Raw genomic sequence first — 15,965 nt, 5'->3', positions numbered from 1 at the left:
ATGGTTCTCCCGGAAATCAGCCGCCGAAGATGCTGCCAAGATCAAGCTCTTTACCGGTGTGATTGTAATAGATCTCATCAAACGTGCATCCCTGATCCTGTGGGTCAAAATCCACATCCTTAAGGCGTTCTTTCATCGGATCATCATCTTCAACCAAAAGGTAAGCCAGATTGTGGACCTCCCACTCGTAGACCATGTCATCTGCCGTGCGGTAGCTCACCATATCTTTGCCATGAATCTGGTGCAGATCGATCAGAGCCTGGCAAATTATATGCATGTCAGCTTCGTTGTATATGTTGCAGGAATCAATTATCTTCCAATGATCCGTCTTATGAATAGCCGTGTATTGCCTGCCATCGTAAGTAAAGCTGTAATATCCGTCTTTATCACCCTTAGGAGCGATATTCAGGTCAGCGGCAGAGGTGAGCGTTCCGGGTGTGGTTGCAGTTATGGCATTCAAGGCTTTGTCAGGATCATCAGCATAATTCTCTGCTTCTTCCAGGACCTGTTGCTTGGCATCCTCAAAGGCCTGTTGTGCATTTTCCGCAGCCTGCTGAGCCGCCTCTTTGGCAGCTTCCTGTGCTATCTCTTTTACCTTGTCACCGGCCTCTTCGATTGCCCGGCTTGCAAGGCTCTGGGCAGTATCCGAAACCTGCTCGGTAAGAATATCCTCCGGTATCATGCTGCAGCCTGAAAGTGTGGCAACAAACGCTGCCGATGCTATTGTTGCTATGACTTTTATTTGTAACCTGTTCTTCATTTCTGATCAAAGATTGTCCTTTATCTTCTGAATAAGCTCGTCGTACTCCGCGTCTGTGAGGAACTTCTTCTGTGGGTTCATCTCAAAGACTCCGCCCCACTCAAAGCCGTCTTTGTACTTGGGCACGAGGTGCATGTGAAGGTGGCAGCCTGTGTCACCGTATGCTCCGTAGTTGACCTTGTCAGGATTAAATGCCTTGTGGATTGCCTTTGCAGCTCTGTTCACATCTGCAAAGAATGCGTTTCTGTCCTCATCTGAGATATCAACGATCTCACTTACGTGGTCCTTGTAGGCCACGATGCATCTTCCAAGATGGCTCTGCTCCTTGAACAGGATGAGCTGGCTCACTCCAAGGTCACATATCTTGATTCCGAACTTTGAAAGAGGCTCTCCTCCTACGCAGTATCCGCAATTGTTGTCTATAGCCATTTTTATTTTCCTCCGTAATTTGATGTTTTAGTTAATGTTTTATTTAGTGCTTTACTTTATGTATTCGCTAAATATTATGCTGTTCTATTATTTTACTCTGTTATGGCTGTAGTAAAAAGAGTTTTATGTGTGGATTTTGTCTTGGTACTTGTATTTTTCTTGGTACTGTTCGGATATATGGCTTGATATTTGTTCTGTCACTTGTATCGGCATTGGTCATTACATGGTTTTACACCGAGCTCTACTGTCTTGCAGCAGATTTCGCTTAGAGACAGTAACCACGGTCATTATATTTGGTAGGCATTACTGTCTGCTACAAAAAATGTGCAAGGACAGTAGCAATGATGAAGACATTTTAGTTTGCACTACTGTCTTGCCACAAAAGCTTTCCGGAGACAGTAAATTTTCACTTGAAATTTTCTATTTTTCACCCATAGCATCGGCAAAACCTGAATTTCCTACTGTCCGCATTAAAAAGCATTTATAAGACAGTAGCCCTACACGATATGATGCGACATCTTCTACTGTCTCTTGATCAAATCAATCACAAGACAGTAGCATCCCTCAAATGAGTCATCCAATTGTTCTCTCCGATGTTTATGCGTTTTCCTTTTGCACATAATTACTGTTCGGATCAAGCACAAGCTCCAAGTCAGCGTTCTTGGAATGATACAGACAGAGCCTAACGTTTCGCATGTCGCTGAAATCAACAAACTGCTCAGCTTTCTCGCGGCTGTTGCCACTTTTCTCCTTGCGGTCAATAAGGCGGCTTCTGAGTATATCCGGGTCAGCTGTGATCTTGATGGTGTAGTCCGCAAGATTTGACAGCTCGTCCCATCCGGGCGAATCAAGGAGAAGGTAATTTCCTTCAAGAAGCAGAATGTCAGCATCAAGCTTTATAGCATCTTCAACAGGATTGTGAAGATGTCTGTCATAGGCCGGCCATGCTTTCTTTGTACCTGCTAAAGCACCTTCTATGCTCGCTTTTAATTTGTCCAGGTCAAATGTCTCCGGGCAGCCCTTAACCTCTACCATCCTGACCTCTGCGCCATCTACCATCATAGTGTGCGACTCAAGATACTCCTGCCTGCGATGGAATCCGTCCATCCCGATGGCCTGTACCTTGAATTCCGGAATTATGTCTTTTGCCACGTATTCAAGGAAGCTTACCAGCGTGCTCTTTCCGGCGCCGGGAGGGGCAGCAAGCATAACCAGAAGCTTTGCGTTTTTGGTCTTTCGCATGTCTGAAAGCCTGTGAAGCAGCGGCTTGAAGATGGTATCTATAGTTTCTTCGCTGTAGTTGGCATGTACATCTATACCATTGATGTTAACATTATATTCCATGTCGTCTCCTGTAATTCAAATAAAGGGCCGACGTTTGTCAGCCCATAATACAGTTTATTCTTAATCGTATCTGTTTAGCAGACTACTCTGCGTCAGCCTTCACTACATCCGCATACTTAAAGCCAACCACAGACTGAAGATCTGCAGGGGTCAGTTCAACCTGAAAGCCCACCTTGCCTGCACTGACAAATATGTGGTCATGCGCCTCTGCTGTTTCGTGCACAAATGTCGGGAACTGCTTCTTCATGCCCACAGGTGAGCATCCGCCGTGAACATAGCCTGTCAGCGGCAAAAGATCTTTTTGCTTGATCATGGCAATCGCCTTCTCACCTGCTGCCTGAGCAGCCTTCTTAAGATCGAGCTCCGCCTTAACCGGAACAACGAAAACATAGTACGCCCCGCTCTTGGCCTGCGTCACCAGTGTCTTAAAGACCTTATCCGCATCCTCCCCAAGTATTGCTGCAATCTCCTCACCCGACATGGTTGCATCGGGCTCATAGGAGTGGCTCTTGTATTCTATTTTTTTTGAGTCTAGGACTCGCATTACATTAGTTTTGTCGATAGATTTCATAATTTTTCAACCTTTTTAATCTCGTTCCATCCAATTGTGTAAATCTCAGAATATGCTATTTTCAGTCTCTTTAACAAGTATCGTAGCCAAAACCAACTGTTAAAGATTAGATTTGAAATCAATTGCCCCAGTATCAACCCCAAGATGCCAAAATCAAGCTTAACAGCGAATAGATAGGACAAAGTGACAGACAAAACAGCTGTTATAACATAGCTACCATAATATGGAATAATGTTATTACATGAAATCATTGAACATGCTGTCGAATTTTGCATATACAGGTAATAGAATATGCCCAGTAATAACACATAATAAAAATTGATACTCATTTGTGGTCGCAAAACGTGTAGAACAGGTAACCCAACAAAGATAAATAGCAGTGATAGCAGCACAAACAAGATCTTGTAAATCAACAAACCTTTACAAGTCAGTTCTCTGACTTCATTATCCTTACCAGACACTACCAAATTGCAGTATTTCGGTTGATATGCCGCATAATATGCAGATGCCATCGCTCCAATAGTCATAAAAATCTGTGTCAGAACCCCATAAGATCCTGTTGACTTCAGATCGATATAATAGGCACACATAAGCGTTCCCATCTGGGTAGAGAAAAAGTTTGATAATGTAACAATTCCGTCTTTCCAGGCTGTCGCCCAAACCACTCTGAATTGTTCATACACTCTGCCTAATCTTACCGCTACTAAATTCCTTTTATCAACTCTTCGTGAGAAATACAGCATACCTACTATTCTTAGCGTAACTCCGCTAACAGCATATGATATAACAAATCCCAAAAGCCCTATACCATTTGACAGAAGAATAAAAGCTACTACAATCTGTACTGTTTTTGAGCACACAGCAACTTTATTCTTTTCTGCAACTGCTCCAATGCCATTTAAGAGAGAAGTGCAATATGCAAAAAGAATATTTATTGCCACAGCAAATATGTATATTCCCCAGGCTAACTTAACATTATTCTCAAGATTCCAACCGGAAACCCTATATACGTATAATGTTCCTCCAACCGACATTATCAATACCGCTAATAACGCCACCAGAAGATAAATACTCTTACTGGTTTTTATGACCTCCGAAATCAGTTCCCAGTTTTTTTCCTCATTATCACTGCTGCTTACTCCGTATCGAATAATCTCTTTTGCTCCACTCCAAGCATATGCCATATGTCTTGATATTGTAGCAGAAAAGCCAAAATCCAGCAGATTAACCATCTGAGAAATCCCGGCAAAAACATACCAAAGCCCAAGTTCTTCATCTGATAAATACCACAGAATAAGAGGCAATATAATGACATTTACGCCTAACGAAAAGAACTTCGCCAGGTATGTCCATACCAAATCCTTTTTTGAAACTCTCATAAACTACTCTCTCTTCATCGTATCACATAGCAATGTAGTTATTTTCTTAAGTATAACTTCGTCTGAATGCTCGTATTTAAAAGCAACAAATTCATCTTTATTTCTGTCTGTCTCCATTAGTTCTATGATACTACTCTTAAACTCCTGCTTGTCAGAATATACTTTGCATATATTGGGAAATTGTCTGTTATATTGAAGTAATGTTCCAAATCTGGTGCCTAATACCGGCTTATTTTGTGACATAGAATCCATTAATGTACCGGAACTCCTGTATCCAAATTCTTCCGGGAATGGCATGATGACAGCTCTGGAATCACAAATATAAGAATAATAGTCATCATAAGAAAGCCCTAATCTTCCCGAGAAAACCTTGAGAAACTTAGTTTCATAATCAATTTCCGAAGACCTGAAAATAGCCTTTATTCCATTCTTTTCAAAAAACCTGTCCTCATTCTCCCACTCAATGATCTTCCTTACTTCATCATCTGAATTGCTGTTAGAAATACCTACAAAATCATACTTAATATTCTTATCATTGTATTTCCAATCATACGAATTAAGCATATGCGGTATATGAAATATTTTACTTGAATCAATGCCATATTCTTTTGAAAAGAACTTAACTCCATCCCCCTCCATCACAACATGAATAAAATCTTCCTTAACCAAAGAAAAAATCCGCTTCACCATCCCTCTCTGATAAGCTGTGGCAGAATGATTGATCAACACCAAATTAGAAACTCTTTTCAGCCTTTTTCGGAAGAGAAGGTAAACAATAAAATCCATACCTCCTATAAAAATGTAATCATACTTTTGAGCTTTAGCTATAGATAGTACTTTTTTACATATAAATATCGTTTCTACATGTTCCCTGATCTGTAGTTTTCGCAAAAATCCTTTTTTAAGGACTCCAAGATTTAACAACTTGTCCTTATCAGCTTTTGATTTCGAGTTACATTCAATGATCTCAATTTGATCAGCCTTCTTTTCATACCAGCCTTTTTCATAAGACAACAAAGATACTCTTGCAAGTTGTCCTAATATCTCACTCCACCTATAATCAAACTGCTTATGCCCACTTACAGGGCCGTTACTTATCAAATTGCAATATAAAACATCCATATCATTTTTCTCTCCGAAAACTATATTTATGAGTGTCCACCAATCCACAGCAAATAAAGATAATCCCAACATCAAAAGAATAGAAAAGCGAATAGAACAGTGCATACCATAAGAATCCTATCACTATCCACATTGATCCGTTTCTTTTTATTACATTTGCCAGAAAAAGAATAAACAGATACGCAAAATGAATCAGCCCAAGCAAACCATAATTTATTATCACTTCAGCAACAGCTATATGAAAAGCTGAATATACTCTATTTGTTATCATTACCAGTGGAAATGTCGAAGTAGTCGATCTGTTCCAATTGGACAGTCCCCAATATTTCCTTACTGTCCCCCCATAGCCTTTCCCCATGAGTACAAAATACGGCTTGTGTGCAAACTCTAAAAACACATTAACAATCTCTTCTATTCTTGCACTAATCGATGCACTAGTACTTGAAACACTTCTGTGAATACTTCCGATTCCGGTCGCATACTTAATAATCGTATTCAGCTTATATGATATCTGGCCATTAACGCTTGTGATATACCCACTTCCAATGAAAAACCAAAGCCCTATCATTGCTAGTACAAGTAATGCAACACTAAGTAACCATTTCCTGTAATCAGATTTTGTCTCAAGGATAATTTTAAGAAATACCACAAAAACACCAATTACATACAACCACCATGTTCCCGCTATTCCTACTGTATATTTCATTTGAATGATCAAGCTCAGACATCCGGCCAACAGATAATACAGACCCCTTTTTTCATACACAAACAAGACAAGTCCTGGCGAAAAAAAGAATAATAACGGGCAAGAAAGAACTTTCTCTGCTCCCCAGTTTATATAATAATTTTTCATAAGAATAAGGATCACTGCTGCTAAACACATACATGAAAGTAGCATCAGCAAAAGTTCTTTGATTTCGCCAACTATTTCCCTATTGTTGTAATAACTATGAAAAAAAAGCACCATAAGTGCCATTATAACAATCATCTGGTATGCATCTCTGGCATTGTATTTCCACATTTCGCTCAAATATAGTATACCGTTATCATTTAAAAAGATCGTAAGGATCGTCATAGGGAACGCCAAAACAGCCATGACTACACTAAGTGTATAAAAGAAGAATCTGTTATTCTGTGAGGATTTTATAGGCAAAACAATACCATACTTAAAATAGCAGCGAATCAATGCTATCATAACAATTACAAAGAACGGATAAATCCCTCCGATTGGAAGCTTATAAAAACTAAAGAACTCAGACGTTCTGCCTCCTGTAGCATAGTATTGATTCTCAATGCCACATGACATAAATACAAGCAGCATTTTAAACAATACATCTATATCGCAAAAGAGAGCAGCAAAAAAAAGTGTTATCATCTCAATCATAGCAATAATCCCTGAAGCCGTAGGATTATTGATAAATAATGAATTCACACATACCAGGAATACTATCAGGATACTTTTTGTCACATACCTGTCATATCGTATTATCAATTATTCTCCCTCATATTCTTCGTCAGATTCTCAAAGAATTTCTGTATCCCATTTATGTAATAATCCGACGAATAATAATTCCCAAACACCTTACTGTACTCAATAAATATACTCTCCGGACTTATGTCTTCTTTTATTAACCCATCAAGCTTGTCCCAAAACAAGGCGTCATCATAACACAGGCAATATCTGCTTTCTTTGCTCTGTCTATAAAAATCAACAATAGCAGACGAATAGATAGGAATAACTCCATTGCATACATAAGAGGACAGTTTTGTTGGCGTTGCAACATTATTGACCTTGCTATCATCCCTGATACAGAATCCAAATTTAGCTCTTGTCATTTCATGACATATTTCTTCTTTTTTCACATACTTCACGCTATAATTCTTTATTCCACATTCTTCTAGTATTTTGCCGGCTTCATCTGTCTGCTTGGTTAGAACGCAGAGTTTAACGTTTTCACCATATTTCTTTTCAATATTTCCATAGATATTCACAATCTGAGTAAAACAATGCCAATCAGATATTCCACCGGAATAAACAAATGTGTTATCACCATAGTCATGCGCATCAAATGACGCCTTATCAATCCTTTCATTAAAACACGGCATGATAAAACAGAGAGGCTTAAGATTATACTTATGCTGATAATGCCTTTTCATCTCTTCTGAAACAAAGAAAACTGCGTCTGAACATAAAACTGCAATATATTCTATGCAAGAAAGTATAAGCCATCTAAGATAAGAGGATCTTCTGACCAGCGACTCTTCCGGTGCTATCCCTTGCACCCACAAAACAACCTTATTATATCCGGCAAGCCTTGCTTTGATCGCCTCAAATATGGTTGCTACAAAAACAATTCTTTTCCCATTCTCTCTTTTAATCTTTATTCTATTGACTTTTTGGCACTCAATGCCAATTCCTTTAGCCGCTTCAACTACAATGTCAAAATATGACTTTGTCACTTCAACGTTTGTTATTGGAGCCAATAAGTCCATACACAATTGTGAGTTGCCAATAAACTCTGTCATATCAATACCACGTTTTCTATCTCAATACTTCAATTATCCTGTCAATATGGTTTTCAATATAGTACGCGTCAGCCGAATCTCTACTGCTTAACTTCATGCGTTGCAATTTATCTCTGTCTACAACCAGATGTTCTATTGCTTTTTTCATTCCTCCACAGTCATTGCTCTCTAATACTATTCCATCAACACCATCTTCTATAATCTCACTGTTATAACTCATATCCGAAACAATAGGAACCAATCCGGAAATCTTGGCTTCTACCAACACACCGGGAACCCCTTCTGTGGACCACAATGTCGGGAAAAGAAATATGTCATATCGAGACAAAAGCGTATACAACATGTCCGAATCCCAAGAAAACGCCCCCATATAATGAGTGTTTGCACTCCCCTTTATGCATTCAAAAAACTCATCCCTATAATCATCTTTAACATTTCCATAAATGTAGAATTCAACCTCACTTAATTCCTTGGCCGTATCAATAACTATCTCAATACCCTTTTCCTTTTGAATACTTGATAAAAAAACACATTTGAGTCTATCATCGCTCTTCTTAATATCATTGATGAAGGAAGCCTTTTTTCTACAATTCGGATACACCTCAACATTGGTCATTCCTGCATTTACAAGTTTCCTTTTCATAGAATCAGTTTCAACATAAACCCTCTTATAATTCTCGTAGACTTTTAATTTTTTCTTTGAAAAAGATATCTCATCAGCCTCAGTTCCACCCATCATAAAATAGATTGACTGATTCATAGAGTTCCTATTGAATCTGTATAACAAAGTACTGATCAACCCTGATTTTCCGGATCTGGAAGAAACACCTATAACATATTTTGAGTCACGTCTAAACAGCTTCCCCAATGTCTTTACATACAAAATCATCCTTTTTTCAGAGACGATTTTTTCTAAAGAAACACTTTTTGATATTGCTTCATACAATAATGCATTCTTTATAGAAACTCCGCCGTATGGTGGCGGAAAGCTCCCAATATAGTAACTCTTTGTCATAGTTTTCTGTCCGTGTACAACAGGTGTAGCCTGCTATTCTTAATCTAAATATGATAAGCACCAGGAATCTGTAAAAAATTGTGACAATCCAACACTGTTTTATCCGCTAGCTTTTTAGCGTTTTCTTTAATCTCATCATGTTTTACCATGATAACAATCATATCAATTGAATCCAAAAACTCATCCAGGCTGTGTAATTGATTCTCCACCACATTATCTTTTATGTATGGATCATATACTTTAAGTCCTGTAGCAAGGTGCCTTTGTTGACTTTCGAGTAATTGAAGAGTCGGACTCTCCCTTATGTCATCAACATTCTCTTTGTACGTAAGGCCATATAATCCCACCCTTGAAACATCTGTCATACCTTTTTCTTTCATGATTTCATAAATTCGGTTCAGGACAAAATCAGGCATCCCATCATTGGTTCTCATAGACTCATCTATTACTTTTGCAAGTGAAGGATAGTCTCCTACCAAAAACCAGGGATCCACCGATATGCAATGTCCTCCAACACCGGGACCAGGTTGAAGGATATTTACTCTGGGATGCATATTACATATCCTGATAATCTCATATACATCCATACCATCATGTCTGCAAATCTTTGCCAACTCGTTAGCAAACGCTATATTCACTGCTCTGTATGTATTCTCGACAACCTTCGTCATCTCAGCAGTTTTTATATCCGTTACAACAATCTCACCATCACAGAAGTTCATATAGAGCTCTTTTATCTTCTCTCCGATCACATTGCTGTATGCTCCTATTGTCCTATTATTGTGTAAAAGCTCATTCAACATGTGTCCTGACATAATTCGTTCAGGCGCATGGACAAGATGAACATCATCTCCCACCTTCAAACCAGCTTCTTCTACGGTAGTTTTGATATATTTGTCCATTGTTCCGGGAGATATTGTAGACTCTATGACTATGATCGATCCGGGAAGACACTTCTCCAGTACTGACTTTACGGCAGATATCACAAATTCCGTATCAACCTTTTTACTGAATTTATCATAAGGCGTAGGAACAGAAATAATGTATGTATCAGTGGACTGGTATTCTGTTGTAAACCTAATTCCGGATTTGACCGCTTCCGCAAACAAGTCATCTAACCCTTCCTCTTGAAAGGTTGTTTTGCCTGCATTTAACGTCTCAACCAACTTCTTGTTGTAGTCAGTTCCAACAACTTCAACACCATGCGATGCTAGCATCAATGCAGTTGGTAATCCAATATATCCCAAGCCAATTACATTTATCATTGTGCCTTCCTCTCTCATCTTCTCCTAATCTCTATTCTCTCAGCACTGCTTTTGAACACCCTGTTAGAGCATATCTTGCCTATTTCCTCTGAGTAGTAACAGCTTTTGCTTACTTCTTTGAATTGACCTCCGCAAGCCTCCAGAATGATTTCAGCATTACTTTTGTGCATCAGTATTGCAGAATCATTCAGCATAGTCACTTCAACTTCCGGATGAATATGCCAAAAGCTGGTAAATTCACTCTTTGAATGATCCGTTACCAGTATTGTTGTCCCCATCTCTATTTTTCTTGAAAGATAATTCCCTTTAAAATCACGAATTTCAGCTCTGATAGCATTATCCGTCAGCGAGACTTTTTCTACAGTTGCCCGTCGCGCTGTGCGATGTTCGCTCCATACATCAGACTGTTCCACACCATCAGCCATAATAGTATTATGAGCCCTGGTGCTTCTAAAATATGCTCTATGTTCTGTCTGATATCCATACGTTCCGGAATTGACAAGTATAGGGGTATCTCCCAAAAACAATTCGAAGCTAAGCGTGTCACAGTGGCTATGGCCCGAAATATACTTAGGAGCTATCTCGCCTGCATCAAATAGCAAAACAAATCCATCCGATTCAAATCGATGATACCCACTGTGACTCAGGTGTTCAATTTGTGTCGCAGTATATGAAATAGTATCTTTTACAGCATTGATCAACTGATCTCTGCTCTTAGCCACATTTGAAGCTGCATCATTAAAATGTGGTATTCTCTTTTCTGTCTCGAATCCAACTATGCAATCAGTCATGCGCCTGATAACGTCACTTAGTTCACACTTAGCAGCCTCATCTGAAATAACATAGCATCGAAGAAGCCCTTCCAATATCAAATTATGATACATAAAGCTTCGTTCAAAATGCATTCCATCAGGCAATATCTGCTCTTTAATCTCTGAAAAGAGCCTGTTTTTGTACTGTTCTCTGTCTTTATCCTCCAGAAAAATGCTGCAAATGTACAATGTAATCAGATTTTCAAGATAATGATTTCCTAAAAGGTTTTTCTCCTGATTCTTTTTTAAAAATCTATATTGCAGACAAATATCTTCCAGAACCAGTGATGACCAACGTTCCCTCCATTCCGAATCCAGCATGCAATATATTATGAGAACGTTTCTTAATCTAAGAGATACTGTGTACGGATGCCAGATATCTTTACTGTCTTTCAGAGCAGTGTTATGCCAATCACCGTATAGCTCCAGTAACTTTTTTATATACAATTCATCTTTGGTTTCTCTAAACATATAAGCCAAAGAGATTCCAAACTCAAAGTAATGCAGAGTAAAGTTCCACAAATGAGATTCAGATTCATAATTCCATACTCCCGGTTTCCATCTCACCTCCCTGTTAAGCAGTTCTATTCTATTCTCCAGAATCATTTCTGGCTTAAACCGTCTGAGATAATCCGGATTCTCATCCAAGTCACTTAACAGGATTGTTCTGTTGGATAGTATCCAAGAACAATCTGTTTTATCAATCCTTTTATACCCTAACACTCTGTATCTGAGCTGATAAATAATCTGTATTGGTTTTAAAAATCCAATTGTGCTTATGAATCGAAGTATTCTCATTCGTAAATCATCCTATGTAATTCGGTTTCTAACACTCCTGCAGCCTTTTGTCTTGAGTAATTACTAAGGATATATTCCATCGCATATTGTTTTTTGGCCTCATACAAATTGATATTGTCATGCATGTAACTAAAAGCTTCCCATATCGCTCTATCGTCATTAGGTTCAACAGCTATACCTAATCCACTTTTTTTCAATATCTCAGCCGAATCCCCACTGGCAGCCAAAAGAACGGGGCATCCTACTCCTATTGCTTCATACATTTTAGTTGGAACAGAATCCTTAAGATTCTCGTTTACCAGCGAGACAAAACTGATCTTGGAATGTTTCAATACTGTAAACATATGCTTATTCGGTATTCTTCCGGGAAACGTAACATTATTAAGACCTTTTTCTTTTACATAGTCCTTAAGTATCTTTTCCTCTGCTCCTGATCCAAATAAAAGGAATTGAACATTCATATCGTTTTCCTGCGCCTTAAATGCCAATCGCAAAAGTTGTTTCAGTCCCTGCGCCAAGCCCAGGTTTCCCATATAACAGACAGTAAATACATCGTCAAGCTTGTATTTATCTACCAATTCCCTGTCTTCATCGTTTTTTAAAAATTCCTCGTCCAGACCATTTGTTATTTCCAGTATCGTTTTATCAGGCGCATACTTTTTTAGTTTTTCTACCTTTCCGGGACTTACTGCAATTATCAGGTCCGAACACTCTAGCATTTTATCCCTGATTCCTTCAAATATCCGACTATAAATACTTTTCCTGTCCAAAGCCCCCATTTCCCATGCTACATCCGGCCATATATCTCTCACGTCATAGACCAGTTTTGCCTTATGAAATTTTGCAATTCTTTTTCCCCACTTGTTGATCAACGGAGGAGGTGCAGTTGTCAAAACCACATCAACATTCTTTATAGTCATCGCTTTAAGGAAAGAGGTTATTCCAAATAAATATGAATTCAAAAATCTGTACAGGGAGTTTTTCTTTCTAAGCGGAATTGTTCTGCAATACACAGCTCCAGGATAGTCTATAATTGCATCATTATTATACGGAGCAAGGACTACAACTTCGTCACCGTTTTCCGTAAACACATCGTAAAAAGTCCGCATGCGTTTTGAACAAGGACTTTCATCAGGATATGAATCCCCCATCTGTATCAACAATTTTAAACTTTTGCCTTCAACCATCAGTTGTGTTTTTCCTTATTTCACCAACTTTTCCAAAACATCTACTATTCTCTCAGCCGCACGACCATCTCCATACGGATTCCTGGCATTAGCCATCTGATTATATTTATCGCCATCACTTAGCAAGCATGAAAATGACTCATAGATAGAACTCTCTTCGGTTCCAACAAGCATAAGCGTTCCGGCCTCTATGCCTTCTGGTCTTTCCGTAACATTTCTCATAACAAGTACCGGTTTACCAAGACTTGGTGCTTCCTCTTGAATCCCTCCGGAATCAGTAAGAACCATGTATGCTTTAGCCATAAGATTATGAAACTCAAGGACATCCAGCGGCTCGATTATTCGCATCCTGTCAACCCCCTTCAACTCCTCGTCCACAATTTTTCTAACAGCAGGGTTTAGGTGAACAGGATAGATTGCTTTAACATCTTCATGCTCATTCAGTACTCTTTTAATTGCCCTGAACATAGCATGCATAGGCTCACCTAAGTTTTCTCTTCTGTGAGCAGTTATAAGCACCAGTCTGCATCCTTTTGCCCAATTCAAATATTCACTCTCAAAATCGTCCTTTACCGTTATTTTTAGCGCATCAATTGCTGTATTACCTGTAACAAATATATTTTCCTGAGGCTTTCCCTCAGATATCAGGTTTTTCTTTGCCATCTCAGTCGGAGCGAAATGATACTGTGCAATTATTCCGGTAGCCTGTCTGTTAAACTCTTCCGGAAACGGTGCATAAACGTCATAGGTACGTAGGCCTGCTTCAACATGTCCTACAGGGATCTTAAGGTAATAACACGCCAAAGAAACAGCAAATGTCGTGCTCGTATCCCCATGTACCAAAACTATATCAGGATTAACTTCTTTTAATACGCTCTTTATCCCCTCCAGCGCTGAAATAGTCACATCAAAAAGATCCTGTCCCGGTTTCATGATTGCCAAGTCATAGTCCGGTATGATTCCTAATGCATCAAGTACCTGGTCAAGCATTTGTCTATGCTGACCTGTCACACATATCGTGGTTTTTATATTCCGCTTTTTAAGTTCTCGTATAACCGGACACATTTTTATTGCTTCCGGTCGTGTGCCAAAACACACCATTGTTGAAGTCATATACTATACCTCGTACATTAATGTATACTAACTTGATTATACCATATCTTGTATTTAGATTTTCTAAAAAGCACAAAAAAAGAGACTTCTTTTGAAGTCTCTTTATCAAAAAAACATTTCTTTTATTATGTGTTTATCCTACCTTTTCGCTTCTCTTGTTCATCAGTCTTACCATTTCTTTTTCAAAGCCTTCCGTGCTCTCGCCCCGGAACATAACTTTCAGGGTAAGGAGAATGATTCGAATATCAAGGCCGAGGGACTGGTTCTCGATATAAAGAAGATCCAGCCTTAGCTTGTCAAACGCAGTTGTATTGTACTTGCCGAAGATCTGCGCATAGCCGGTAAGTCCGGCCTTTACCTTCATTCTGTATCTGAATTCCGGAAGTTCCTTGGTATAGAGCTCCACGTGCTCTACTCTCTCGGGTCTCGGACCCACAAAGGTCATATCGCCGGCAAGAATGTTGAATACCTGAGGAAGCTCATCCAGTCTGTATCTGCGGATGATGTTGCCGACCTTTGTAATCCTGGGATCTCTGTTGATGGTGGGCTGAATGCCCTTCTTCTCTGCATCCACAACCATGCTTCTGAACTTGATGATGTCGAAGACCTCTCCATCCTTGGTACATCTCTTTTGCCTGAAAAAGACCGGTCCGCCATCCTCAATCTTGATAGCAAGGGCGATTATCAGCATTGCGGGAGCAAAGAATATTGCAAAAACAATACCGAATACTATATCGAAGACTCTCTTTGAGTTCAGCTTCTTCTTATCCTCATAAACGTAATCGTACTTCATGAGAGGAGTGTCAAGAAGATGCCTTGTAGAGCAGCCCTGAATGATGATATCCTCAATTCTCGGTGTGAAGTAAAAGATCTTATGCTCATCTATACACTGCTGCATATAAGCTTTTCTATACTCAACCGACAGGCCATACATGATCACTGCACAGCACTCCGAAAGCTTCTCTTCAAAGGCTGCCTGCGTTATGGTCTCATATTCCACATATCTGAAATCAAACAGATGGCTGTATTTCCTGAGGATTCTTTCCTTGAACCTGTCAGCTTCATCCTTTGAAACCCACCTTCCTATCAGCAAAAGAGTCTTTTGCGGCTGCACGCATGACATGAATACTTGCTTGGATATAGTTATGATAAGCGCCGTACCCAGTGTCTGAAGAATTACAATTATTAGTCCGGGAATAAAACTGGTATATCTGTTCCTGATAAGGTTTCCCTCAACGTACAGAATCAGATCTGCAATACTGAAGGAGATAGCCTGTGAAATGACCATCTCTGCAATAGAAGAGGACGCAATCCTGAAAGCATTATACAGGTTGCATAATCCATTATAGATAAAGATATATATAATTATTGAAATGATACCGCCCAGCACGTAGTAGGTCTGGAAAGCATTGCGATTGTAGTATGCACACCATATGAATGCAAACAATCCGATGTTCCAGAGCATTACCAGGGCTTTGGCTGTATGTGTAACCCTTTTGCTCTTCAAGACTGACCCCTCATCATTTCGACAGAAGCTGGTTTCACGCATTCAATATCAATTGCTTTAATTATAAGCTATATGTAGTACTTTGTCACAGTTTATCGGCAGATTTTGTGCTATTTAATAAAAACTCTACCATTGAA

14 protein-coding genes are annotated in these 15,965 nt (G+C 39.2%); all 14 read right to left on the bottom strand.

Annotated elements, in window-relative coordinates:
• Positions 1–16 precede the first annotated feature (16 nt).
• The 14 genes from G590_RS0104255 to G590_RS18355 all read right to left on the bottom strand — a co-directional run bounded on the left by G590_RS0104255 (position 17) and on the right by G590_RS18355 (position 15,828).
• Positions 17–760 carry a hypothetical protein gene (locus G590_RS0104255; RefSeq protein WP_022764432.1) on the bottom strand — a complete coding sequence of 248 codons (744 nt, stop codon included), beginning with the start codon at positions 758–760 and terminating at the stop codon, positions 17–19.
• Between the two features lie 6 nt (positions 761–766).
• Positions 767–1,189 (bottom strand): HIT family protein, encoded by a 423-nt coding sequence (locus G590_RS0104250; protein ID WP_022764431.1) that lies wholly within the window; start codon positions 1,187–1,189, stop codon positions 767–769.
• 597 nt (positions 1,190–1,786) lie between these two features.
• Positions 1,787–2,533 (bottom strand): nucleoside/nucleotide kinase family protein, encoded by a 747-nt coding sequence (locus G590_RS0104245; RefSeq protein WP_022764430.1) that lies wholly within the window; start codon positions 2,531–2,533, stop codon positions 1,787–1,789.
• Between the two features lie 82 nt (positions 2,534–2,615).
• Positions 2,616–3,104: a Cys-tRNA(Pro) deacylase gene (gene ybaK, locus G590_RS0104240; protein WP_022764429.1), complete on the bottom strand. Its 489-nt coding sequence runs from the start codon at positions 3,102–3,104 to the stop codon at positions 2,616–2,618.
• A complete protein-coding gene (wzx, locus tag G590_RS0104235; RefSeq protein WP_022764428.1) occupies positions 3,101–4,483 on the bottom strand; it encodes an O-unit flippase-like protein in 1,383 nt (460 codons plus the stop codon). Before wzx ends, ybaK begins: the two co-directional genes overlap by 4 nt.
• 3 nt (positions 4,484–4,486) lie before the next feature.
• Positions 4,487–5,605 (bottom strand): hypothetical protein, encoded by a 1,119-nt coding sequence (locus G590_RS0104230; RefSeq protein ID WP_022764427.1) that lies wholly within the window; start codon positions 5,603–5,605, stop codon positions 4,487–4,489.
• A 1-nt stretch (position 5,606) separates the two neighbouring features.
• Entirely contained in the window at positions 5,607–6,989 is a 1,383-nt protein-coding gene (locus tag G590_RS0104225) for a hypothetical protein (protein ID WP_155828724.1), read from the bottom strand.
• Between the two features lie 104 nt (positions 6,990–7,093).
• Positions 7,094–8,131 (bottom strand): hypothetical protein, encoded by a 1,038-nt coding sequence (locus tag G590_RS0104220; RefSeq protein WP_155828723.1) that lies wholly within the window; start codon positions 8,129–8,131, stop codon positions 7,094–7,096.
• A gap of 16 nt (positions 8,132–8,147) precedes the next feature.
• Entirely contained in the window at positions 8,148–9,146 is a 999-nt protein-coding gene (locus tag G590_RS0104215; RefSeq protein ID WP_081640984.1) for a glycosyltransferase family 4 protein, read from the bottom strand.
• 44 nt (positions 9,147–9,190) lie between these two features.
• Positions 9,191–10,411, bottom strand: coding sequence for a nucleotide sugar dehydrogenase (locus G590_RS0104205; RefSeq protein WP_026493918.1), 1,221 nt, complete (start codon positions 10,409–10,411; stop codon positions 9,191–9,193).
• Positions 10,412–10,425: 14 nt separating this feature from the next.
• Positions 10,426–12,021, bottom strand: coding sequence for an alginate lyase family protein (locus G590_RS0104200; protein WP_022764421.1), 1,596 nt, complete (start codon positions 12,019–12,021; stop codon positions 10,426–10,428).
• Positions 12,018–13,208, bottom strand: a complete 1,191-nt coding sequence (locus G590_RS0104195; protein ID WP_022764420.1) for a glycosyltransferase family 4 protein — start codon at positions 13,206–13,208, stop codon at positions 12,018–12,020. Before G590_RS0104195 ends, G590_RS0104200 begins: the two co-directional genes overlap by 4 nt.
• A gap of 15 nt (positions 13,209–13,223) precedes the next feature.
• Positions 13,224–14,321, bottom strand: coding sequence for a non-hydrolyzing UDP-N-acetylglucosamine 2-epimerase (gene wecB, locus G590_RS0104190; protein WP_026493917.1), 1,098 nt, complete (start codon positions 14,319–14,321; stop codon positions 13,224–13,226).
• A gap of 133 nt (positions 14,322–14,454) precedes the next feature.
• On the bottom strand, positions 14,455–15,828 hold the full coding sequence (locus tag G590_RS18355) for an exopolysaccharide biosynthesis polyprenyl glycosylphosphotransferase (protein WP_022764418.1): 1,374 nt from the start codon (positions 15,826–15,828) through the stop codon (positions 14,455–14,457).
• Positions 15,829–15,965 lie beyond the last annotated feature (137 nt).

The organism is Butyrivibrio sp. XPD2006 (assembly GCF_000420865.1).
In the GTDB taxonomy this organism is placed as follows: Bacteria; Bacillota; Clostridia; order Lachnospirales; family Lachnospiraceae; genus Butyrivibrio.
The sequence above is the reverse complement of the archived record's forward strand: the minus strand, read 5'-3'. Positions and strand labels throughout refer to the sequence as shown.